The 21,081-nt window shown below is 73.5% G+C and carries 18 protein-coding genes; 6 read left to right on the forward strand and 12 right to left on the reverse strand.

Annotation, left to right across the window (positions count from 1 at the left end; all coding sequences use genetic code 11):
* Nucleotides 1-157: 157 nt before the first annotated feature.
* Nucleotides 158-1,063 (reverse strand): TIGR01777 family oxidoreductase, encoded by a 906-nt coding sequence (locus IEZ05_RS01760; protein ID WP_189228148.1) that lies wholly within the window; start codon nt 1,061-1,063, stop codon nt 158-160.
* Nucleotides 1,064-1,126: 63 nt separating this feature from the next.
* On the opposite strand from IEZ05_RS01760, the gene IEZ05_RS01765 reads away from it, so the two are divergent.
* The gene (locus IEZ05_RS01765; RefSeq protein ID WP_189228149.1) at nt 1,127-1,615 is read left to right on the forward strand and encodes a GNAT family N-acetyltransferase; all 489 of its coding nucleotides are present in this window, start codon (nt 1,127-1,129) and stop codon (nt 1,613-1,615) included.
* A gap of 82 nt (nt 1,616-1,697) precedes the next feature.
* A complete protein-coding gene (locus tag IEZ05_RS01770; protein WP_189228150.1) occupies nt 1,698-2,495 on the forward strand; it encodes a peptidoglycan recognition protein family protein in 798 nt (265 codons plus the stop codon).
* A 21-nt stretch (nt 2,496-2,516) separates the two neighbouring features.
* Here the strand turns inward: IEZ05_RS01770 and IEZ05_RS01775 are convergent, their stop codons facing one another.
* The 7 genes from IEZ05_RS01775 to IEZ05_RS01805 form a co-directional block, all read right to left on the reverse strand.
* A complete protein-coding gene (locus IEZ05_RS01775; RefSeq protein ID WP_189228546.1) occupies nt 2,517-3,038 on the reverse strand; it encodes a DUF4240 domain-containing protein in 522 nt (173 codons plus the stop codon).
* Between the two features lie 97 nt (nt 3,039-3,135).
* Nucleotides 3,136-4,116, reverse strand: a complete 981-nt coding sequence (locus tag IEZ05_RS01780) for a helix-turn-helix transcriptional regulator (RefSeq protein ID WP_189228151.1) — start codon at nt 4,114-4,116, stop codon at nt 3,136-3,138.
* 55 nt (nt 4,117-4,171) lie between these two features.
* On the reverse strand, nt 4,172-6,874 hold the full coding sequence (aceE, locus tag IEZ05_RS01785) for a pyruvate dehydrogenase (acetyl-transferring), homodimeric type (RefSeq protein WP_189228152.1): 2,703 nt from the start codon (nt 6,872-6,874) through the stop codon (nt 4,172-4,174).
* A gap of 429 nt (nt 6,875-7,303) precedes the next feature.
* Nucleotides 7,304-7,927, reverse strand: a complete 624-nt coding sequence (locus tag IEZ05_RS01790; protein ID WP_077796122.1) for a GntR family transcriptional regulator — start codon at nt 7,925-7,927, stop codon at nt 7,304-7,306.
* A gap of 207 nt (nt 7,928-8,134) precedes the next feature.
* Nucleotides 8,135-9,949: a 2-oxoglutarate dehydrogenase, E2 component, dihydrolipoamide succinyltransferase gene (sucB, locus tag IEZ05_RS01795; protein WP_189228153.1), complete on the reverse strand. Its 1,815-nt coding sequence runs from the start codon at nt 9,947-9,949 to the stop codon at nt 8,135-8,137.
* 64 nt (nt 9,950-10,013) lie between these two features.
* Nucleotides 10,014-11,402, reverse strand: coding sequence for a dihydrolipoyl dehydrogenase (gene lpdA, locus IEZ05_RS01800; protein ID WP_189228154.1), 1,389 nt, complete (start codon nt 11,400-11,402; stop codon nt 10,014-10,016).
* A gap of 304 nt (nt 11,403-11,706) precedes the next feature.
* Nucleotides 11,707-13,245, reverse strand: coding sequence for a leucyl aminopeptidase (locus IEZ05_RS01805; protein ID WP_189228155.1), 1,539 nt, complete (start codon nt 13,243-13,245; stop codon nt 11,707-11,709).
* A 243-nt stretch (nt 13,246-13,488) separates the two neighbouring features.
* On the opposite strand from IEZ05_RS01805, the gene IEZ05_RS01810 reads away from it, so the two are divergent.
* Complete coding sequence (locus IEZ05_RS01810; protein WP_189228156.1) at nt 13,489-14,274, forward strand: endo alpha-1,4 polygalactosaminidase; 786 nt, start codon at nt 13,489-13,491, stop codon at nt 14,272-14,274.
* A 3-nt stretch (nt 14,275-14,277) separates the two neighbouring features.
* Here IEZ05_RS01810 and IEZ05_RS01815 read toward each other — a convergent pair whose 3' ends face one another.
* Nucleotides 14,278-15,060 (reverse strand): adenosylcobinamide-GDP ribazoletransferase, encoded by a 783-nt coding sequence (locus IEZ05_RS01815; protein WP_189228157.1) that lies wholly within the window; start codon nt 15,058-15,060, stop codon nt 14,278-14,280.
* Nucleotides 15,061-15,120: 60 nt separating this feature from the next.
* On the opposite strand from IEZ05_RS01815, the gene IEZ05_RS01820 reads away from it, so the two are divergent.
* Nucleotides 15,121-15,867: a hypothetical protein gene (locus IEZ05_RS01820; protein WP_189228158.1), complete on the forward strand. Its 747-nt coding sequence runs from the start codon at nt 15,121-15,123 to the stop codon at nt 15,865-15,867.
* Between the two features lie 439 nt (nt 15,868-16,306).
* Here IEZ05_RS01820 and cobT read toward each other — a convergent pair whose 3' ends face one another.
* Complete coding sequence (cobT, locus tag IEZ05_RS01825) at nt 16,307-17,365, reverse strand: nicotinate-nucleotide--dimethylbenzimidazole phosphoribosyltransferase (protein WP_189228159.1); 1,059 nt, start codon at nt 17,363-17,365, stop codon at nt 16,307-16,309.
* A gap of 195 nt (nt 17,366-17,560) precedes the next feature.
* Here cobT and IEZ05_RS01830 point away from each other — a divergent pair, with 195 nt between their 5' ends.
* Nucleotides 17,561-18,262, forward strand: a complete 702-nt coding sequence (locus tag IEZ05_RS01830; RefSeq protein WP_229869551.1) for a class I SAM-dependent methyltransferase — start codon at nt 17,561-17,563, stop codon at nt 18,260-18,262.
* A gap of 3 nt (nt 18,263-18,265) precedes the next feature.
* Here IEZ05_RS01830 and IEZ05_RS01835 read toward each other — a convergent pair whose 3' ends face one another.
* Entirely contained in the window at nt 18,266-19,465 is a 1,200-nt protein-coding gene (locus IEZ05_RS01835; RefSeq protein ID WP_189228161.1) for a bifunctional adenosylcobinamide kinase/adenosylcobinamide-phosphate guanylyltransferase, read from the reverse strand.
* A 181-nt stretch (nt 19,466-19,646) separates the two neighbouring features.
* Here IEZ05_RS01835 and IEZ05_RS01840 point away from each other — a divergent pair, with 181 nt between their 5' ends.
* Nucleotides 19,647-19,859, forward strand: a complete 213-nt coding sequence (locus IEZ05_RS01840; protein WP_189228162.1) for a hypothetical protein — start codon at nt 19,647-19,649, stop codon at nt 19,857-19,859.
* Between the two features lie 60 nt (nt 19,860-19,919).
* Here the strand turns inward: IEZ05_RS01840 and IEZ05_RS01845 are convergent, their stop codons facing one another.
* Nucleotides 19,920-21,014, reverse strand: a complete 1,095-nt coding sequence (locus IEZ05_RS01845; protein ID WP_189228163.1) for a S1C family serine protease — start codon at nt 21,012-21,014, stop codon at nt 19,920-19,922.
* Nucleotides 21,015-21,081 lie beyond the last annotated feature (67 nt).

Consider the following 21,081-nt stretch of genomic DNA (forward strand, 5'->3'; position numbering starts at 1 on the left):
TCATGCCCCCAACCGGCTTGAGGGATACCCGAGTTCATCCCGAGATTAAGGCGGGGACCGGTCAGGGGGAGTCGCACGGAGGCAGGGCACGGTCGCACGACGGTCGCATATGGCTGCCGTACGGCCGCCAAACGGTCACAAGGGGCTCGTCCCTGTCTCACAGCGCCGCCCGGATCGCCCCTTCGATCTCCGGGAAGGCGAAGCGGAAGCCCGATTCCAGGAGGCGGGCCGGCAGTACGCGGGCGCTGCCCAGGACATCGCCGGACATCTCGCCGAGCACGGTCCGCAGCACCGGCGCGGGCACGGCGAAGGGCGTCGGCCGGTGCAGCACCCGCCCCATCGCCGCCGTGATCTCACGGTTCGTCAGCGGGTGCGGGGCGGTCAGGTTGAAGGGGCCGGACAGGTCGTCCCGGTCCAGGAGGTGCCGGATCGCGGCCACCTCGTCGTGCAGCGCCACGAACGACCAGTACTGCGACCCGTCGCCCAGCCGCCCGCCGAGCCCCGCCCGGAAGAGCGGGAACAGCCGCCCCCAGGCCCCGCCGTGCCGGGCGACGACCAGCCCGGTCCGGGCGAACACCGTCCGCACGCCCGCCTCCCGGGCGGGCGCCGCCGCGCCCTCCCACTCCACGCACACCGACGGCAGGAAACCCTCGCCGGCGGGCGCGCTCTCGTCGACGGGCCGCCCGCCGGTCTCCCCGTAGAAACCGATCGCGCTGCCGTTCACGAAGACCCGTACCGGCCGCTCCAGCGAGGCGACGGCCTCGGCGAGCGCCCTGGTGCCGTGCACCCGGCTGTCGCGGATCCGCGCCTTGTACGCCTCGCTCCAGCGGCGGTCGCCGATCCCCGCCCCGGCCAGGTTCACCACGGCGTCGCACCCCTCGAGCCCGGCCGCGTCCACGCGCCTGGCGTCGGGGTCCCACCGGACCTCGTCCGCACCCCGCGGGGCACGGCGCACCAGGCGCACCACCTCGTGCCCGTCCGCGGTCAGGGACCGCACCAGCGCGCTGCCGATGAGACCGGACGCGCCGGCCACCGCGATACGGGAACGTTCCGAGTCGTCCATGCGTCCATCCTGCCCGGATCCGCCGGAAACCTCGGTCCGGGCGCGCGCCGTACAGTGACCGCCATGCCAGTTCCCCACATACGCCGAGCCCGGCCCGAGGACGAGCAGCCGCTGCGCCGGCTCGACCGCGCGACCTGGTCGTACCAGCACGCCGTCTCGCCCCCGCCGGGGCCGGACGACCCCTTCTTCAGCGAGCGGTCGGGCCCCGCCGACCACCTCGTCGCCGAGCTCGACGGCACCCTCGTCGGCTACGTCCGCCTCGGCTTCCCGACGCCACTGGCCTCCAACGCCCACGTACGCCAGATCCGGGGCCTCGCCGTCGCCGACGCGGCCCGCGGCCACGGCATCGGCCGGGCCCTCGTCCGCGGCGCCGTCGAGGAGGCCCGCAGCCTGGGCGCCCGCCGCATCACCCTGCGCGTCCTCGGCCACAACACCGCGGCCCGGGGGCTCTACGAGTCCGAGGGCTTCGTCGTCGAGGGCGTCCAGCCGGAGGAGTTCCGCCTCGACGGCGCGTACGTCGACGACGTGCTGATGGGGCAGCGGCTGGTGTAGGCCCGTGCCGGACGGCCGGACGGTTCCACCGGGCGGCACGGCTCGCGTCGCGGGCGGAGCGGATCCACCGGACAGTGGGACCATGCGTGTCTTCCGAGGTCCGCGCGGCCCATGGGAACGGCGTCCGGACCGTATACCGGCCCCGGCCCGGGTGCTGCTCGGCTGCCTGCCCGGCCTCGCCGCCGTCGCGGCGCTGGTGCTGTGCGCGAGCGGGGTGGAACGGGCCGTCGAGACGAACGCCCGCTCGGCCGCCGCCCCCCTGCACGCCGCCCCACGGCCGCCCGTCGTGCCCCGCTCGGTCTGGCTGGGCGGCGACGCCCGCACCCAGCCGGCCCCGCGCTACGACGACGAGATCCGCGCCGTCTTCGTCCACCACACCGACACACCGAACGGCTACGACTGCGCCGACGTGCCGGGCATCCTCCGCGGGGTCTACATGGGCCAGACCGGCGCCCGGGACTGGGACGACATCGGCTACAACTTCGTCGTCGACCGCTGCGGCACCATCTACGAGGGCCGTGCCGGCGGCATCGACCGCCCCGTCACCGGTGCCCACACCCAGGGCTTCAACCACCGCACCACCGGCATCGCCGCCCTCGGCACCTTCACCGCGGGCGTTCCCGTGCCGGACGCGCTGACCGACGCGATCGCGGCGCTGGCAGCCTGGAAACTGGGCCCGGCCGACACCGACCCGCGCGGGACGGTCCGCCTGGTCTCCAGCAACGGCCTCAGCCGGTACGCCGCCGGCAGCACCGCCACCCTGCCCGCCGTCGCGGGACACGGGGAGGGCTACCAGACGAGCTGCCCGGGCGAGGCCCTGGCGGCCCGCCTCCCGCACATCAGGGACCTCGCCGCCCGCCTCCAGGGCAGGACCGGCTGACCCGGGCGGCGGGGATGCGCCTCAGCCGTCCCCGAAGCGCTCCCACAGCCGCGGGAGCCGTTCGGCGACGGCCCGGTCGTCCTCCAGGTCGATCGGTGTGCCCAGCGGCTCCGTCGGCCCCGGTGCGATGCCGAGGTCGGGGGCGACGGTGCCGGTGAGCTGCTCGTAGGCCTCGTCGGCCGCGTAGCCGAGTTCCTCCCCGTCGCCGTCCAGCTCCTCGTCGAAGTCGTCCAGCAGCTCGGCGAGCGAGTCGGGGTCGTGCACCGCGCCCTCGTACACCTCGCGGCCCTGGCCGATCAGCCAGCACCGGAAGTAGTCGAAGGCGTCGTCGCTCGCCCCGCCGAGCAGCACCCACGCGGCACCCCACAGGTCCCACGTGCAGGCCCGGTTGTAGCGGGCCTCGAAGTGGCGGGCGAAGTCCAGGACGAGGTCCGGGTCCAGTTCGAGGAGCCGCTCCAGGAGCAGGTCGGCCTGGTCCTCGGGGTCGCCTTCGGCGCCCCGACGGGTGGAGTCGATCAGCTCCCAGAACTCCGTCTCGTCCATCACGGGTCCAGCATCGGCCCTCAAGGGGTGCCACGCACGTGGAGCGGAGCGGATCGTTATCTCCGGGCGGCCGGGGCCGTCGGGCCGTCGAGTCCGGTCAGGTCCCGTCCCGGTACAGCGCGGCGAGGCGCCGGGCGTCCCGTGCGAAGCGTCCGCGCAGTTCCCCGGGTGCCAGTACCTCCACCTCCGGTCCGAGCGCCCTCAGCTGGGTGTGGGCCACCTCCTCGGACTCCACCGGCATCGTCACGGTCACCCACCCGTCCGCGTCCGGCGCGCCGGCGGCCTCCAGGGCCTCCCGGGCCGACAGCGCGTCCACGGCGTACGGCAGCTCCCGCACGCCCCGCTCGGACAGCCGCACCACGACCTCGACCCGCAGGATCGAGCGCGCGAACTGCTCGGCCCGCTCCGCCCAGAACGCCGGCAGGTCGAACTCCTCGTCCCGCGCGAACCGCTCCCCGCCGGGTTCCACCGCCGTGAACCGGTCCACCCGGTACACCCGGAACGAGCCGCCGTCCGGCACCCGCGCGCACAGGTACCAGACCCCCGCCTTCAGCACGAGCCCGTACGGCTCCAGCTCGCGGACGATCTCCTCCTCCCCACGCCGGTAGCGCGCGGCGAGCCGCCGGTCGTCCCACACCGCGTCCGCGACCGCCGGCAGCAGCTCGGGCGTCTCCGGCTCCCGGAACCAGTTCGGCGCGTCCAGGTGGAACCGCTGGGCGGCCGTGCGGGAGGCGTCCCGCAGGGAGGGCAGCAGCGCGGCCGACACCTTCAGCCGGGCCGCCGACGCGGCGTCCTCCAGCCCCATCTCGCGCAGCGCCCCCGGCACGCCGGACAGGAACAGCGCCTCCGCCTCGCCGCGCGCCAGCCCCGTCAGCCGCGTCCGGTAGCCGCCGATCAGCCGGTACCCCCCGGCCCGGCCCCGCTCGGCGTACACGGGTACGCCCGCCTCCGACAGCGCCTGCGCGTCCCGCGTCACGGTCCGCTCCGACACCTCCAGCTCCTCGGCCAGCTCCGCGGCGGTCATGGCCGGGCGGGACTGGAGCAGCAGCACCATCTTGATGAGGCGGGCAGCACGCATGCCCACATCATGCAGGAGGCCCCCGCCGAAGCGGGGGCCTCCTCGGGTCAGAGCCTCACAGCCCGTAGCGCTCGCGCGCTTCCTTCACGGCCGTCGCCTGGACCTCGCCGCGCTTGGCGAGCTGGGCCAGGGCCGCGACGACGATGGACTCGGCGTCCACGCCGAAGTGGCGGCGGGCGGCCTCACGGGTGTCCGACAGACCGAAGCCGTCGGCGCCCAGCGAGGACCAGTCCTGCTCGACCCACTGCGCGATCTGGTCCGGGACCTGGCGCATGTAGTCGGAGACGGCCAGCACCGGGCCCTCGGCGCCCTGGAGCGCCTGACGGACGTACGGCACCCGCTCCTCGCCGCGCAGCAGCGCCGCGTCGGCGTCCAGCGCGTCCCGGCGCAGCTCGGTCCAGGAGGTCGCGGACCACACGTCGGCGGCCACGCCCCACTCCTCGGCGAGCAGACGCTGCGCCTTGAGCGTCCAGTGGATCGCCGTACCGGAGCCGAGCAGCTGGATGCGCGGGGCGTTGGCGGCCGGGGCGAGACCCGCCGACTCCGCCGTGTTGAAGCGGTACAGGCCCTTGACGATGCCCTCGTCGACACCGGGCGCGGACGGCTTGGCCGGCTGCGGCATCGGCTCGTTGTAGACCGTCAGGTAGTAGAAGACGTTCGGGTCCTCGTCCGGGGCCGCCTCGCCGTACATACGGCGCAGACCGTCCTTGACGATCGCCGCGACCTCGTACGCGAACGCCGGGTCGTACGTCAGGGCGGCCGGGTTGGTCGCCGCGATCGCGGGGGAGTGGCCGTCCGCGTGCTGGAGGCCCTCACCGGTCAGCGTGGTCCGGCCGGCGGTGGCGCCGACCAGGAAGCCGCGGCCGAGCTGGTCGCCGAGCTGCCACATCTGGTCGGCCGTGCGCTGCCAGCCGAACATCGAGTAGAAGATGTAGAACGGGATCATCGCCTCGCCGTGCGTCGCGTACGACGTCGAAGCGGCGATGAAGTCGGCCATCGACCCGGCCTCGGTGATCCCCTCGTTGAGGATCTGGCCGTTCGTGGCCTCCTTGTAGTACATCAGCTGGTCGCGGTCGACCGGCTCGTACGTCTGGCCCTTGGGCGAGTAGATGCCGAGCGACGGGAACAGCGACTCCATGCCGAAGGTGCGCGCCTCGTCGGGGACGATCGGCACCCAGCGCTTGCCGGTCTCCTTGTCGCGGACCAGGTCCTTGACCAGGCGGACGAAGGCCATGGTGGTGGCCACGCTCTGCGTGCCGGAGCCCTTGTCGAAGGCGGTGAAGGCCTTGTCGGCGGGCGCGGGCAGCGGTGCGACCGGGTGCACGCGGCGGGCCGGGGCCGGACCGCCGAGGGCGGCGCGGCGCTCCTGGAGGTAGCGGACCTCGGGGGAGTCGGCGCCCGGGTGGCCGTAGGGGACCACGCCGTCGACGAAGTCGCTGTCCTTGATCGGCAGGCCGAGCAGGTCGCGCATGTCCTTGAACTCGTCCACCGAGAGCTTCTTCATCTGGTGGTTGGCGTTCTTGGACGCGAAGCCGGCGCCGAGGGTGTGGCCCTTGACCGTCTGGGCCAGGATCACGGTCGGCGCGCCCTTGTGGGCGAGCGCGGCCCGGTACGCGGCGTAGACCTTGCGCGACTCGTGGCCGCCGCGCGAGTAGTGGAAACACTCGAGGATCTTGTCGTCGGACAGCAGCTTCGCCATCTCGACGAGCGCCGGGTCCTTGCCGAAGAAGTCCTCGCGGATGTAGGCCGCGTCGCGCGTCTGGTACGTCTGCACCTGCGCGTCCGGTACCTCGCGCAGCCGGCGTACGAGCGCACCGGTGGTGTCGAGCTGGAACAGCTCGTCCCAGGCGGTGCCCCACAGCGACTTCACGACGTTCCAGCCGGCGCCGCGGAACTGGGCCTCCAGCTCCTGCACGATCTTGAAGTTGGCGCGGACCGGACCGTCGAGGCGCTGCAGGTTGCAGTTGATGACGAAGGTCAGGTTGTCCAGGCCCTCACGGGAGGCGAGGGTCAGCGCGGTGGTGGACTCCGGCTCGTCCATCTCGCCGTCACCGAGGAACGCCCACACGTGGGAGTTCGTCAGGTCCTTGATGCCGCGGCTGGTCAGGTAGCGGTTGAAGCGCGCCTGGTAGATCGCGGAGATCGGGCCGAGGCCCATGGAGACGGTGGGGAACTCCCACAGCCAGGGCAGACGGCGCGGGTGCGGGTAGGACGGCAGGCCGTTGCCGCCGGCCTCGCGGCGGAAGTTGTCGAGCTGCTCCTCGTTGAGCCGGCCGTCGAGGAAGGCGCGGGCGTAGATGCCGGGGGAGGCGTGGCCCTGGATGTAGAGCTGGTCGCCGGAGCCGTCCCCCTCCTTGCCCTTGAAGAAGTGGTTGAAGCCGGTTTCGTACAGCCAGGCCGCGGAGGCGAAGGTGGCGATGTGGCCGCCGACGCCGTACTTGCTCCCGCGGGTCACCATCGCCGCCGCGTTCCAGCGGTTCCAGGCGGTGATCCGCTGCTCCATCTCCTCGTCGCCGTCCACGGTGGGCTCGGCGGAGGTGGGGATGGTGTTGACGTAGTCCGTCTCGAGGAGCTTCGGCAGGGCGATGCCGGCGCCCTCGGCGCGCTCCAGTGTGCGGCGCATCAGGTACGCGGCACGGTGCGGCCCGGCCGCCTTGGTGACGGCGTCCAGGGAGGCCTGCCACTCGGCGGTCTCCTCGGGGTCGCGGTCCGGGAGCTGGTCGAGCTCGCTCGGCTGGATGGCGTTGGGGTCGGTCATGTCGCCGCCTTCCTCAGTCGAAGGGGGTTCCCTCAAGTCAAGGGTTCGGGGGTGCCCTAGGTCTTTGGCAGGACAGGGCGTGGGGCTTGGGTGGAAGCCCGTCGGTGACTGTAACTCCCTGATCGATGATCGATCAAAGGGTTGAGGGGCAAAACCTCTCGATCCCGAGAAAGTCGGCACGGGGTGCCTCCGGCGGTGGCACGCGGTGACCTCTAAGTTGGCGGTTTGCGCAGGTGAGAGAGGGCGGGCGCGGATGAGCTCGGGAGGTTCGGCGGTATGGCGTCTGCGGGTGATGTGTGGTTGGCCGCGCAGTTCCCCGCGCCCCTGAACGGCTGCGCCGTTCTTCAGGGGCGCGGGGAACTGCGCGAGACAGGGGGGTCTGGGGGCGCAGCCCCCAGGGCCGGGAGGGGAAGGGGCGGCGGGGGCGAACTAGGCGCGGGGCGCGCAGCCCAGTACGTGGGACTTGACCAGGTCCGCGATCCGCGGGTCGCGGCGACGGAACGCCGCGACCAGTTCCTCGTGCTCCTCCGCGTACGACTGCTGCACCGTCCCCAGCCACCGTATCGACAGCGCCGTGAACACCTCGATGCCCAGCCCTTCCCACGTGTGCAGCAGCACCGAGTTGCCGGCCGCCCGCACCAGCTCCCGGTGGAAGCCCACCGTGTGCCGCACCTGGGCCGTCCCGTCGGCCACCCGGTCGGCCTCGTAGAGCGCGGCCACATGCGGTTCCAGGACCGAGCAGTCCTCGGCGAGCCGCTCCGCCGCCAGCTCCGCCGCGATGGCCTCCAGGCCCGCCCGGACCGGGTAGCTCTCCTCCAGATCGGCGGCGGTCAGATTGCGTACGCGTACGCCCTTGTTCGGCGCCGACTCGATCAGCCTCAGCGACTCCAGCTCGCGCAGCGCCTCCCGGACCGGAGTCTGGCTGACCTCCAGCTCGGTGGCGATCCGCCGCTCCACGATCCGCTCGCCCGGCTGCCAGCGTCCGCTGATGATCCCTTCCAGGATGTGCTCGCGGATCTGTTCCCGCAGCGAGTGGACGACGGGCGCGGTCATGAGAGCTCCTTCGGGAGGGTCCCCTTCGGACCCCTGGGGCGTTGACGCTTAGACAATACGGCCGTCGCGGCGCGCGGGAAGGGCGCACGGGGGCGCTTTTACGCAGGTGAGACGAGACTTACACAGCGTGCCGCCGCCGGAACGCGACGGTGCCCCCGCCCGGGAAGCTTCGGGCGGGGGCACCGTGGGGACCCACTGGCAGGGGAATTACAGGCCGAGCTCGACCTCGAACTCGCCCGCCTCCAGGATCGCCTTGACCGCCGTCAGGTAACGGGCGGCGTCGGCGCCGTCCACCAGGCGGTGGTCGTAGGACAGGGTCAGGTACGTCATGTCGCGGACGCCGATGACCGTGCCCTCCTCCGTCTCGATGACGGCCGGACGCTTGACCGTGGCACCGAGGCCGAGGATGGCGACCTGGCCCGGCGGCACGATGATCGTGTCGAACAGCGCGCCGCGCGAACCGGTGTTGCTGATGGTGAAGGTCCCGCCGGACAGCTCGTCCGGAGTGATCTTGTTGGCGCGGACCTTGCCCGCCAGCTCGGCCGTGGCCTTGGCGATACCGGCGATGTTGAGGTCACCGGCGTTCTTGATGACCGGGGTCATCAGGCCCTTCTCGGAGTCCACCGCGATACCGATGTGCTCGGTGTCGAAGTAGGTGATGGTCCCCTCGGCCTCGTTGATCTTGGCGTTGATGGCCGGGTGGGCCTTCAGCGCCTGGGCCGCGGCCTTGACGAAGAACGGCATCGGGGAGAGCTTGACGCCCTCACGGGCCGCGAACGCGTCCTTGGCCCGGGCGCGCAGCTTCATCAGGCGGGTGACGTCGACCTCGACGACCGACGACAGCTGGGCCTGCTCGCGCAGCGCCTTGACCATGTTGTCGCCGATGACCTTGCGGATGCGCGGCATCTTGACGGTCTGGCCGCGCAGCGGAGAGGCCTCCAGGGTGGGGGCCTTCTTCGCGGCGGGCGCGGCGGCAGCGGCGGCCGGAGCCGGAGCGGCGGCCTTCGCGGCCTCGGCGGCGGCGGTGACGTCCTGCTTGCGGATGCGGCCGCCGACGCCGGTGCCCTTGACGGTGGACAGGTCGACGCCGTTCTCGGCGGCGAGCTTGCGCACCAGCGGGGTGACGTAGGCACCGTCGTCCACCGGCTGGGCGGCGGCCGGGGCGGCCGGAGCGGCAGCCGGGGCCGGCGCGGGCGCCGGGGCGGACGGGGCGGACGGGGCCGGCGCGGGCGCCGGGGTGGCCTGCTGCTGCGGGGCGGGAGCCGAGGGCGCCTGCGGGGCCGGAGCGGCAGGGGCGGCAGGGGCGGCCGGGGCCGGGGCCGGGGCGGCCTGCTGCGGGGCCGGGGTCGGCTCGGGCTGCGCGGGGGCGGCGGGCTGGGCCGGGGCGGCGGCCGGAGCGGCACCCGCCTCGCCGATGACGGCCAGCTTGGCGCCGACCTCGGCGGTCTCGTCCTCGCCGACCACGATCTCCAGCAGGGTGCCGGAGGCGGGGGCCGGGATCTCGGTGTCGACCTTGTCGGTGGACACCTCGAGCAGCGGCTCGTCGGCCTCGACGCTGTCGCCGACCGACTTCAGCCAGCGGGTGACGGTGCCCTCGGTGACGGACTCGCCGAGCGCCGGCAGGACCACGTCGGTGCCCTCGGCGGAGCCGCCGGCGGCGGCCTCGGCGGTGGGAGCGGGCGCCGGGGCGGCCTGCTCGGTGGACGGGGCGGCCGCGGCGGGCTCGGGCGCCGGCTCGGCGACCTGCTCGGCCTGCGGGGCGGCCTCGGCGGCCGGGGCGCCGGTGCCGTCGTCGATCAGGGCCAGCTCGGCGCCGACCTCGACCGTCTCGTCCTCGGCGACCTTGATGGAGGACAGCACGCCGGAGGCGGGGGCCGGGATCTCGGTGTCGACCTTGTCGGTCGAGACCTCGAGCAGCGGCTCGTCGGCCTCGACGCGCTCACCCTCGGCCTTGAGCCAACGGGTGACGGTGCCCTCGGTGACGCTCTCGCCGAGCGCCGGAAGGGTTACGGAAACCGCCATGGTTTCGGTTGCTCCTTACGAATTGCGGAAGTCTGTGTCGTCGCGCCCTGTGACCGAGGGAAGGTCAGTCGTGGGAGTGCAGCGGCTTGCCGGCCAGCGCCAGGTGGGCCTCGCCGAGCGCCTCGTTCTGCGTCGGGTGGGCGTGGATGAGCTGGGCCACCTCGGCGGGCAGCGCCTCCCAGTTGTAGATCAGCTGGGCTTCGCCGACCTGCTCGCCCATGCGGTCGCCGACCATGTGGACGCCGACCACGGCACCGTCCTTGACCTGGACGAGCTTGATCTCGCCGGTGGTCTTCAGGATCTTGCTCTTGCCGTTGCCGGCCAGGTTGTACTTCAGGGCGACGACCTTGTCCGCGCCGTAGATCTCCTTGGCCTTGGCCTCGGTGATGCCGACGGAGGCGACCTCGGGGTGGCAGTACGTCACCCGCGGCACGCCGTCGTAGTCGACCGGGACGGTCTTCAGACCGGCCAGCCGCTCCGCCACCAGGATGCCCTCGGCGAAGCCGACGTGCGCGAGCTGGAGCGTCGGGACCAGGTCGCCGACGGCGGAGATGGTCGGGACGTTGGTCCGCATGTACTCGTCGACCAGGACGTAGCCGCGGTCCATGGCGACCCCGGCCTCCTCGTAGCCCAGGCCCTGCGAGACCGGGCCGCGGCCGATGGCGACGAGCAGGACCTCGGCCTCGAACTCCTTGCCGTCGGCGAGGGTGACCTTGACACCGTCCTGGGTGTACTCGGCCTTGTCGAAGAAGGTGCCCAGGTTGAACTTGATGCCCCGCTTGCGGAAGGCGCGCTCCAGCAGCTTGGAGCTGTTCTCGTCCTCGACCGGCACGAGGTGCTTGAGGCCCTCGATGATCGTGACGTCGGTGCCGAAGGACTTCCACGCGGAGGCGAACTCGACGCCGATGACGCCGCCGCCCAGGATGATCGCGGACTTCGGCACGCGGTCCAGGACCAGGGCGTGGTCGGAGGAGATGATCCGGTTGCCGTCGATGTCCAGGCCCGGCAGCGACTTCGGCACGGAGCCGGTCGCCAGCAGGACGTGGCGGCCCTGGATGCGCTGGCCGTTGACGTCCACCGAGGTCGGGGAGGACAGACGGCCCTCACCCTCGATGTAGGTCACCTTGCGCGAGGCGATCAGACCCTGCAGGCCCTTGTACAGGCCCGAGATCACGTCGTCCTTGTACTTCTGGACGGCCGGTACGTCGATGCCCTCGAAGGTGGCCTTCACACCGAACTGCTCGCTCTCGCGGGCCTGGTCGGCGATCTCACCCGCGTGCAGCAGGGCCTTGGTGGGGATGCAACCCTTGTGCAGGCAGGTGCCGCCGACCTTGTCCTTCTCGATCAGGGCGACGTCCAGACCCAGCTGCGCCCCTCGCAGGGCCGCGGCGTAACCACCGCTACCACCGCCGAGGATCACTAGGTCGAAAACGGTGCTGGCGTCGTTCGCCACGTCACGTCCTCCATGCATGTGCGCCACCGGTCGTCGGTGACCGGCTGGCGGCTGGTGTCCGGCCGCTCGTTCTTCGGCCCTTGGATGGGGCCCTGTCCTGCCGAGCCCCATCTTCGCACTTGTGGAAGGCGAACGAGACGTGGGGCCGGGGTGTGAGACGCCCCACGTTCCTTCGAGAGGGACGGTGGGGCGACGCCGTCAGGGGCGCGGGCGGTATCGATCTGCGGCTCCGCCGCGTGGGCGCGACGAGCCGCAACGGACCCGCGGCCGCCGCATCACCCGCACCCCCAGCTCGCAGGCGCCCCTAGCCCAGGTCACCCGCGGCGGTCAGCTCGGCGACCCGCACCAGCGTGCGCACCGCCGTACCCGTGCCGCCCTTCGGCGTGTACCCGAACGGCCCGCCCTCGTTGAAGGCCGGGCCCGCGATGTCCAGGTGCGCCCAGGTGATGCCCTCGCCCACGAACTCGCGCAGGAACAGGCCGGCCACCAGCCCGCCGCCCATCCGCTCACCCATGTTGGCGATGTCGGCGGTCGCGGAGTCCATGCCCTTGCGCAGGTGCTCCGGCAGCGGCATCGGCCACGCCGGCTCGCCGACCTCCTCGGCCGCCTCGTGCACCGCGGCACGGAACGCGTCGTCGTTCGCCATGACCCCGTACGTGCGGCTGCCCAGCGCCAGCATCATCGCGCCGGTCAGCGTCGCCACGTCGATGATCGCGTCCGGGTTCTCCTGCGAGGCCGCCCACAGGGCGTCGGCGAGGACGAGACGGCCCTCGGCGTCGGTGTTGAGGACCTCCACCGTCTTGCCGCTGTACATGCGCAGCACGTCACCCGGGCGGGTGGCGGAGCCGGACGGCATGTTCTCGGCCAGCGCCAGCCAGCCGGTGACGTTGACCTCGAGGCCCAGGCGAGCGGCGGCGACGACCGCGGCGAACACGGCGGCGGCGCCGGCCATGTCGCACTTCATCGTCTCGTTGTGCCCAGCCGGCTTCAGCGAGATGCCGCCCGAGTCGTAGGTGATGCCCTTGCCGACGAAGGCGAGGGACTTCGTCGCCTTGGACGAGGTGTACGACAGCTTCACCAGCCGCGGCCCCGACGCCGAACCGGCGCCGACACCGAGGATGCCGCCGTAGCCGCCCTTGGTCAGCGCCTTCTCGTCGAGCACCTGCACCTTGATGCCGTGCTCCTTGGCGGCGGCCTGCGCGATCGCGGCGAACGACTCGGGGTTCAGGTCGTTCGGCGGGGTGTTGACCAGGTCGCGGGCGCGGTTCAGTTCCTCGGCGACGGCCGTGGCACGCTCGATCGCGGCCTTGTACGCCTTGTCGCGGGGCTTGCCGCCGAGCAGCGCGGCCTCGGCCAGCGGCGCCTTGCCGTTCTTCGCCTTCGCGGCGCCCTGCGCCTGACGGCCGTTCTCCTTGTACGCGTCGAAGGAGTACGCGCCGAGCACCACGCCCTCACCGACGGCGCCGGCGTCGGCGGCCTCGGTCAGCGGCAGCGCGAAGACGGCCTTCTTGGCGCCGGCGAGCGCGCGGGCGGCGACACCGGCGGCCCGGCGCAGCGCCTCGGCGTCGAAACCGGCGTCCTTCTCGGGCTCGGCGCCCAGGCCCACCGCCACCACGACGGGGGCCTTGAAGCCGGACGGCGCGGGCAGCTTCGTCACCTCGCCCTCCGCACCGGAGGCACCGAGGGTCTCCAGCACGTCGGCGAGCCTGCCGTCGTACGCCTTGTCCACGGCCTCGGCGCCCGGTGCGACGACCGGGCCGCGTGCGCCCTTGGCGACACCGATCACGATCGCGTCGGCCCGCAGGCCGGGCACCGCTGCGGTGGAGAGAGTGAGAGCAGTCACGGTGGTGAAATCTCGCTTCCGTATGAAGTCCTGTATGGCCGAATGCGGGTGGGTCGACCGGGCCCGACAACCGACCCTAGATCCCTCCTGCGGTGTGGTATCCACCTGGGCAGGAAAACACCCGGCACGAGCCTACGCTCGCGGCCCGGTCCGCTCGCTCCCGCGCCCCGCGTTTCCCTCGCCGCCCCGCACGTACGGGATCATTCCTGGGGTACGCCGCCCCCCACCCCTGGAGCACGCCCCATGAGACGCCCGGCCCTGGTCGCAGCCCTGCTCCTGCTCCTCGCGGGGTGCTCGTCCGCGTCCCCCGACGACGGACGGGACGACGCCGGCCGCTGGCAGCCGCGCCCCGGCACCGCCTGGCAGTGGCAGCTCAGCGGCAGGCTCGACACCACCGTCGACGTACCGGTCTACGACATCGACGGTTTCGACCACTCCGCGTCCACGGTGGCCTCGCTGCACGACGACGGCCGCAAGGTCATCTGCTACGTGTCCACCGGTGCCTGGGAGGACTTCCGTCCCGACGCGGCGGACTTCCCCGAGTCGGTGCTGGGCAAGGGCAACGGCTGGGAGGGTGAACGCTGGCTGGACATCCGGGCGACGGACGTCCTGGAGCCGCTGATGGCCGCACGCCTCGACATGTGCCGCGACAAGGGCTTCGACGCCGTCGAGCCCGACAACATGGACGGCTACCGCAACGAGACCGGCTTCCCGCTCACCGCCGGCGACCAGCTCCGCTACAACCGGCTGATCGCGAAGCTCGCCCACGACCGGGGCATGGCCGTCGGCCTGAAGAACGACCTCGACCAGATCCCGGAGCTGGTGGACGACTTCGACTTCGCGGTCAACGAGCAGTGCGCCCAGTACGGCGAGTGCGCCGACAACAAGCCGTTCGTCGACGCGGACAAGGCGGTCTTCCACGTCGAGTACGAGCTGCCGACCGACCGCTTCTGCGCCGAGTCCCGTGAACTGCGGCTGAGTTCGATGCTGAAGAAGTACGAGCTCGGGGCGTGGCGCGAGGCCTGCTGAGGGTCAGCCCAGCACCAGGACGACCAGCGCGGCCGTGGCCGCCGTCTCCGCCACCCCGCCGAAGACGTCGCCGGTGACCCCGCCGAAGCGGCGGACGCAGTGCCGCAGCAGCAGTTCGGCGACGGCGACGGCGCACAGCACGGCGAGCGCCGTCCGGACCGCGTCGTACGTCCCGAGGAACGCGCCCGCCGCCGCTCCGGCCGCCGTGACGGCGACGGCCGCGCCCAGTGCCCCGCCCGCCGGGACCACCCCGGCGACCGCCGCGCCCAGCCCCTCCGGGCGCGCGGCCGGGACCCCGGCGCGGGCGGCCAGGGTGAGCGCCAGCCGGGCGGCGGTCGCCGAGACCACGGCGGCGAGCGCGCCCCGTGCCCACGAGCCGTCGTACGCCTGCGTCAGTGCGGCCACCTGGGCCAGCAGCACGAGGACGAGGGTGATCACGCCGAACGGACCGATGTCCGACTGCTTCATGATGCGCAGTGCGTCCTCGGCGGGCTTTGCGCTGCCCAGTCCGTCCGCGGTGTCGGCCAGCCCGTCCAGGTGCAGGCCCCGGGTGAGCACGGCGGGCACGGCGGCGGTGGCGACCGCGGCGAGCAGGGTGCCGGCGCCGAGGAACAGCAGCACGAGCCCGGTGGCGGCGGCAGCGGACCCGACGACCAGCCCGGCCAGCGGGGCGCACAGCATGCCGCCGCGCGCCGCCCCGCGGTCCCAGCGGGTCACCCGGACCGGGAGCACGGTGAGGGTGCCGAACGCGAACCGGAGGCCGTGGGAGGAGGGGGTCCTGAGCACCGGCGCAGACTATCCGGTGGTCACCGGGGCACTTCCGGGGCCCGGGGATAAAGTTCGCATATGGGAGATTGGTGGCAGCGGAACATCGTCGAACCGGGCAAGCTGCCGCTGCTCCTCGCCCTCGGCGCCTTCGTGCTGACGTTCGTGATCACCCGGATCGTCACCCGGCTGATCCGGGCGGGCAAGGGCCCGTTCGGGAACGTCGAGACGGGCGGGGTGCACATCCACCACGTGGTCCCCGGGGTCGTCCTCACCGTCGTCGGCGGCTTCGGCGCGGTCGCCGGCGGGCGGCACGGGTTCGGGTCCGCCCTCGCGGCGGTGGTCTTCGGCATCGGGGCGGGGCTCGTCCTGGACGAGTTCGCGCTGATCCTGCACCTCGACGACGTCTACTGGACCGAGGCCGGCCGCAAGAGCGTGGAGGTGGTGGTGATCACCGCGGCGCTGGTCGGGCTGGTCCTCGCCGGCTTCACGCCGTTCGGCGTGGACAACCTCTCCCAGGACGAGCTGCAGGACCGCACGAACGTCATCGCGACCGTGGCGGGGAACTTCCTCTTCTCCCTCCTCGCCCTGGCCAAGGGCAAGGCGCGCCTTGCGATCTTCGGCGTGATCGTCCCGCTCGTCGCCCTGATCGGCGCCGTCCGGCTGGCCCGGCCCGGCTCCTTCTGGGCCCGCCGCTTCTACGGCCGCCGCCCGCGCGCCCGGGCCAAGTCCCGCCTGCGGGCCTACCACCACGACCGCCGCTGGTCCGGCCCGCGCCGCGCCCTCCAGGACTGGATCGGCGGCCGCCCGGACCCGCCGCGGCTGTGACGGTGCCTCCGGCGGTGGGGCGGGGGGCCTGCGGCGGCCTGTGCGGGTTCGGTGGGGGTGCGGGGAGCGCGGTGCGTGGTCTTGTGGGTCGGGGCCGCGCCGGGGGGTGTCCGTCCTCGGAACGGCGCGGAATCGGTCGGCCACAGAAGTACTCGGCGCGGACGCGCCAACCGCTGCGGGCGGACACCCCCCGACACGTCCCCTTCTCGCCGTACGCGGCTGACCGCCGTCGCACCATCCCGCCGCGCTGCGGACCGCCGTCCCGCTCAGCTGCGGGCAGTCGTGCCGCTGGGGCGGCACGGGTGGGCGCAGCGGCACCCGGCAAGCGCCGGGCCACGCGACCCACCCCCGCCCCGCACCCATGCCGGGTGACTCGAGAACGGGCCACGCGACCCACTACGGCCCACCGCAACGCCGGGCACCGCACCCGCGGGCCCGTTCACTCGCCCCCGTCGGAGACCTCCGGCAGCTCCGCCGCCAGTGCCGCCGCCGCCTGGACCAGCGGCAACGCCAGCAGGCCCCCCGCGCCCTCGCCCACCGTCACGCCCTGCGCCAGCAGCGGCTCCAGTGCCATCCGGTCCAGCGCCTTCGCCTGCCCCGGCTCCCCGCTGTCGTGCGCCGCCAGCCACCAGTCCGGCGCCCGGAACGCCACCCGCTGGCCCACCAGCGCGCACGCCGCGGTCACCACGCCGTCCAGGATCACCGGCACCTTCCGCACCGCACTCTGCAGCAGGAAGCCCGTCATCGCCGTGAGGTCGGCGCCGCCCACCGTCGCCAGCAGCTGCAACTGGTCGCCGAGCACCGGGCGCGCCCGCCGCAGCGCGTCCCGGATCGCCGCGCACTTGCGCATCCACGCCAGGTCGTCGATGGCCAGCCCGCCCCGGCCGGTCACGACCGACGCGTCCGTCCCGCACAGCGCGGCGACCAGCACACCCGCCGCCGTCGTCCCGCCCACGCTGACATCGCCGAGCACCACCAGATCCGTACCGGAGTCGGCCTCCTCGTCGGCCACCGCCACCCCGGCCCGGAAGGCGGCCTCGGCCTCCTCGAGGGTCAGCGCGTCCTCGACGTCGATGCGCCCGCCGCCGCGCCGCACCCTGTGCTTCACGACCTCGGCCGGCAGCGTCTCCGAGTCGCAGTCCAGGGCCATGTCGACCACCCGCACCGGCACCCCGAGGCGCCGCGCGAGCACCGACACCGGCCGGCCGCCCTCCAGCACCTCGCGCACCAGCTCACCCGCGCCGCCCGCGGGCCGCGCCGACACGCCCAGCTCGGCGACCTTGTGGTCACCGGCGAAGAGCACCACCCGGGGCCGTTCGACCGGCCGTACCGGCACGGCGGACTGCGCCGCGGCCAGCCACTCACCCAGATCGTCCAGTCGGCCCAGCGACCCGGGCGGCACGACCTGACGCTCCCGGCGCGCCTCGGCGTCGCGGCGCACCCCGCCGTCGGGGCGCTCGATCAGATCGGTGAAGTCGTCGAGATTCAGCGAGCTCATTCGCCGAACAGTACCGGCCCCGGTCGAACACCACGGAGGTCACATCCGCACCGCGCCGGACCGGCGTCGTTGCCCTCCGGATCGCCATCCCCTACGTAACGTTTTGCGCTGGATTGTCGTACGCCATCCTCCAGCTGTCGGGAGCCGCCCATGTCCGCGCACTCCGCCCCCTCGGTGCCGTCTCCCGTGCCCCCCGTGCCTCCCGTCCCCCTCTACGGACCGCACCGCGCCGACTGCCCCTGGTGCGGCTCACGGCGGCTGCGCTCCCGGCCCGGCCGTCAGGACCCGCGGCAGGGCGCACCCGCCCGCTCCGTCCTCGACCGGTGCCGGGACTGCCGGCACACCTTCCGCAACCCCCTGCTCGCGCCCCGGCCCGAACACCCGGCCGTCCGGGCCGGCATCCGCTTGAGACACGTGCTGGCCGCCCGCGCGCTGCTCCGCCGCTGCCCCGAGCCCGAGAGCTGGCTGGACGTGGGCACCGGCGACGCCGACTTCCCCCGGAGGGCGCGGAGGTACTTCCCGTACACGTCGTTCGACGGCGTGGACCCCACCCACCGCGTCCTGCGGGCCCGCGCGGCCGACCGCGTCGAGGAGGCGTACGTCGGCCGGCTGACGGACCCGCACATCGCCGCCCGGCTCCGCGCCCGCTACGACGTCGTCAGCCTCTTCCACCACCTGGAACGCGTCCCCAACCCGCGCGCCGAACTGCGCGCCGCCCTCCACGTGCTGCGTCCCGGCGGCCATCTCCTCCTCGATGTCGCCGACCCGCGCCGCCTGTTCGCCCTGCCGCCGGGCACGTCGCACCCGGTGGGCCTGCGCGCCGAGCTGGAAGTTCGCGGCTGCACGGTCCTCACCGGCGAGCGGAACCCCCGGCTCATCGCCCGCAAGGAGCCCTAGCCGTCAGCCGCGCAGCACCAGGGCCTGGCCCGCCACCACCAGCAGCACCTGCTCGCACTCGTCGGCGAACGCCGCGTTCAGGCGCCCGAGTTCGTCCCGGTAGCGGCGCCCCGACGCGGTGGCCGGCACGATCCCGGACCCGACCTCGTTCGACACGGCGACGACCGTGCGCCGGGTGGCGCGCACCGCCTCCGTCAGCTCCCGCACCCGGTCCCGGAGCGCCCGCTCCCCGCCGTCGGCCCACTCGGCGTCGTCCCACGCGCCGACGGCGTCCATCGCGTCCGTCAGCCACAGCGACAGGCAGTCGACGAGCAGCGGCGGCCCGTCGTCCTTCAGCAGCGGGACCAGGTCGCAGGTCTCGACGGTGCGCCACGAACCCGGCCGCCGCTCGCGGTGCGTGCAGACCCGGGCCGCCCACTCGGTGTCCCCGTTGCGGGAGCCGCCGGTGGCCACGTACAGCACGTCGGGGAAGGACTCCAGCCGCCGCTCGGCCTCCACCGACTTACCCGACCGGGCCCCGCCCAGCACCAGCGTCCGCCGCGGCACGTCGGGCACGTCCTCGTACACGCCCACCGTCAGCGTCGTCCCGTCCGGCACCGCCCGCGCCCCCGCCGCCGCGAGCCGCCGCGCCAGTTCCCGGCCCGGCGGCACGTCGTGGCCCAGGTGCACGGCGACGACGTCCGTCGTCGGTCCCGCCGCGCCCACCGCCCGCAGCCTCGCCAGCGCGTCCGGGCGCCCCACGAGGTCCGCGAGAACCAGGTCGTAGGGCTCGGCGGGCTCCTCCAGCCCGGCCGGCGCCCCGCCCGGCGGCAGATACAGCAGCCGCTGTCCGTCCGGCCCGGTCACGGCGTACCCGGTGCCCGGCGCGTCCATCGCCACCGCCCGCACCCGGTGCCCCGTCAGCAGCGCCAGCTCCCGCCCGTCCGGCACCCGCCCCGGCTGCGGCAGCCCGGCCGGCACCTCCACGGCGGGGCCGTCGTGCGGGTGCGACAGCAGCACCTGCCGTACGCCGCTCAGGGAGTGCCCGGCGCGCGCGGCGGCGAACGCGGCACCGGGCGTCAGGTCGAGGAGCAGCGCCCCGTCCACCAGCAGCGCGGTCGCCGCGCGCGCGTTCTCGCCCTGGGCCGCGGCACACGCCGCGCAGGGACAGTCGGGGCGGGGGAGTCCCGCGGGGGCACCGGTGCCGAGCAGAGTCACGTCCACGCCCTGATTTTCGCCGGTCGCCCCACGACGTGCGCGCCCGAGGCCCCCGAGGGACGCGTCCGGACCCCGCGGTCGTGCCCCGGCCTTCTACGACGCGCCCGGCTCAGCGCATAGGCTGCGACCGGGAGCCGGACCAAGATCCGGCTTCCGCTCTGCATGTGCTCACATCTTGGAGGCGTACATGGCGGCATGGACGTGGCGGTTCGAGACGGCCGGCGGGACGGAGGTCCAGCCCGCGGTGCAGCCCGAGGAGTTCACCACTCAAGGGGACGCCGAGTCCTGGATCGGGGAGCACTGGAAGGACCTCCAGGAGGGCGGCACGGACCAGGTGCGGCTGTTCGAGGACTCGACGGAGATCTACGGGCCGATGAGCCTGCACGCCGAGGAGGCCTGAACGACGGCCTGACCGGCGTCGGGGGAGGGGGCGGCCACGACAGGGCCGCTCCCTCCCGCGTCACTGCTCGCCCAGCGTCACCTCCGCGGTGCGCTCGTCGCCGCCGCGGGTGTACGTCACCTTCGTGCGCTCGCCCGGCCGCATCGACGCCAGGGCCTCGGAGAGCGACGTGATCGTGGTGATGTCCGCGTCGCCCAGCCCGGTGATGACGTCCCCGGCCCGCAGGCCCGCCTTGTCGGCCGCACCGCCCTCGACGACGCTGACGATCGCCACGCCGGCCGGCCGGTAGTCGCCGTCGACCACCGTCCGGGCGGTGATGTCGAGTGCCGCCCGTCCCGAGTCGGTGACCTTGCCGTTCTCGATGATCTGGCCGGCGATCCGCTTCACCGTCGACGACGGGATCGCGAACCCGATGCCGGGAGCCGCGCTGTCGCCGAGAGCGGGGTCGGCCGCGGCGAGCGTCGGGATGCCGATGACCCGGCCGTCGAGGTTCACCAGGGCGCCGCCGCTGTTGCCGGGGTTGATGGCCGCCGAGGTCTGCACCATGTCGGCGAGGGTCGCCCCCGTACCACCGCCGCTGCGGCCCTCGGTGACGGTCCGTCCGGTCGCCGACACGATGCCCTGCGTCACGCTGGACGACAGCCCGAGAGGCGAGCCCATGGCCAGCACGATCTGCCCGACCTCGACCTTCGCCGAGTCCTCGAACCCGGCCGCCTTCATCCCGTCGGGCACCGTGTCCAGCTTGACGACCGCGAGGTCCTGCTCGGGGTAGGAGGAGACGAGCCGCGCGGACAGCGGGTCCTCGCTGTGGGCGGTCGTCACCCGGAAGCTCGTCCGGTCCCCGACGACATGGGCGTTGGTGACGACGTGGCCCTGGTCGTCGTACACGACCCCCGAGCCCAGGTCGTCCCCGGCCTGGATCTGCACGACCGAGGGCAGGACGTCCTTGATCACCTGCATGTAGTCGGTCTGCAGGTCGTTGGCCGCGGCCGGTGCGGCGGCCCGGTTCGTGGCGGCCTCCCGCCCGCTGCCGGTGCCGGACCCCGACCCGGCACCCGAGTCTGCCGCGGAGCAGCCGGTGGCCAGCAGCAGGGAGCACGCCAGCGTGGCGACGGGCGCACGGAACCGGGACACACGGGTGCGGGAAACGTCCATGCCCCGAGTCTCACGGCGGCCCGGACGTCCTGCTTCCGCAAAGCACCCGAACGAGCGCCGCCGGGGC

The sequence above is a fragment of the Streptomyces flaveolus genome (assembly GCF_014648815.1).
In the GTDB taxonomy this organism is placed as follows: Bacteria; Actinomycetota; Actinomycetes; order Streptomycetales; family Streptomycetaceae; genus Streptomyces; species Streptomyces flaveolus.

Bases quoted from the DNA above. Each gene is read 5' to 3' on its own strand.
- IEZ05_RS01790 (WP_077796122.1), bottom strand. From the start codon at position 7,927: ATGACCGCGCCCGTCGTCCACTCGCTGCGGGAACAGATCCGCGAGCAC.
- IEZ05_RS01840 (WP_189228162.1), top strand. From the start codon at position 19,647: ATGGCGGCATGGACGTGGCGGTTCGAGACGGCCGGCGGGACGGAGGTC.
- IEZ05_RS01760 (WP_189228148.1), bottom strand. From the start codon at position 1,063: ATGGACGACTCGGAACGTTCCCGTATCGCGGTGGCCGGCGCGTCCGGT.
- cobT (WP_189228159.1), bottom strand. From the start codon at position 17,365: ATGAGCTCGCTGAATCTCGACGACTTCACCGATCTGATCGAGCGCCCC.
- IEZ05_RS01780 (WP_189228151.1), bottom strand. From the start codon at position 4,116: ATGCGTGCTGCCCGCCTCATCAAGATGGTGCTGCTGCTCCAGTCCCGC.
- IEZ05_RS01765 (WP_189228149.1), top strand. From the start codon at position 1,127: ATGCCAGTTCCCCACATACGCCGAGCCCGGCCCGAGGACGAGCAGCCG.
- IEZ05_RS01810 (WP_189228156.1), top strand. From the start codon at position 13,489: ATGAGACGCCCGGCCCTGGTCGCAGCCCTGCTCCTGCTCCTCGCGGGG.
- sucB (WP_189228153.1), bottom strand. From the start codon at position 9,949: ATGGCGGTTTCCGTAACCCTTCCGGCGCTCGGCGAGAGCGTCACCGAG.
- IEZ05_RS01775 (WP_189228546.1), bottom strand. From the start codon at position 3,038: ATGGACGAGACGGAGTTCTGGGAGCTGATCGACTCCACCCGTCGGGGC.
- IEZ05_RS01820 (WP_189228158.1), top strand. From the start codon at position 15,121: ATGGGAGATTGGTGGCAGCGGAACATCGTCGAACCGGGCAAGCTGCCG.
- IEZ05_RS01845 (WP_189228163.1), bottom strand. From the start codon at position 21,014: ATGGACGTTTCCCGCACCCGTGTGTCCCGGTTCCGTGCGCCCGTCGCC.
- IEZ05_RS01770 (WP_189228150.1), top strand. From the start codon at position 1,698: ATGCGTGTCTTCCGAGGTCCGCGCGGCCCATGGGAACGGCGTCCGGAC.
- aceE (WP_189228152.1), bottom strand. From the start codon at position 6,874: ATGACCGACCCCAACGCCATCCAGCCGAGCGAGCTCGACCAGCTCCCG.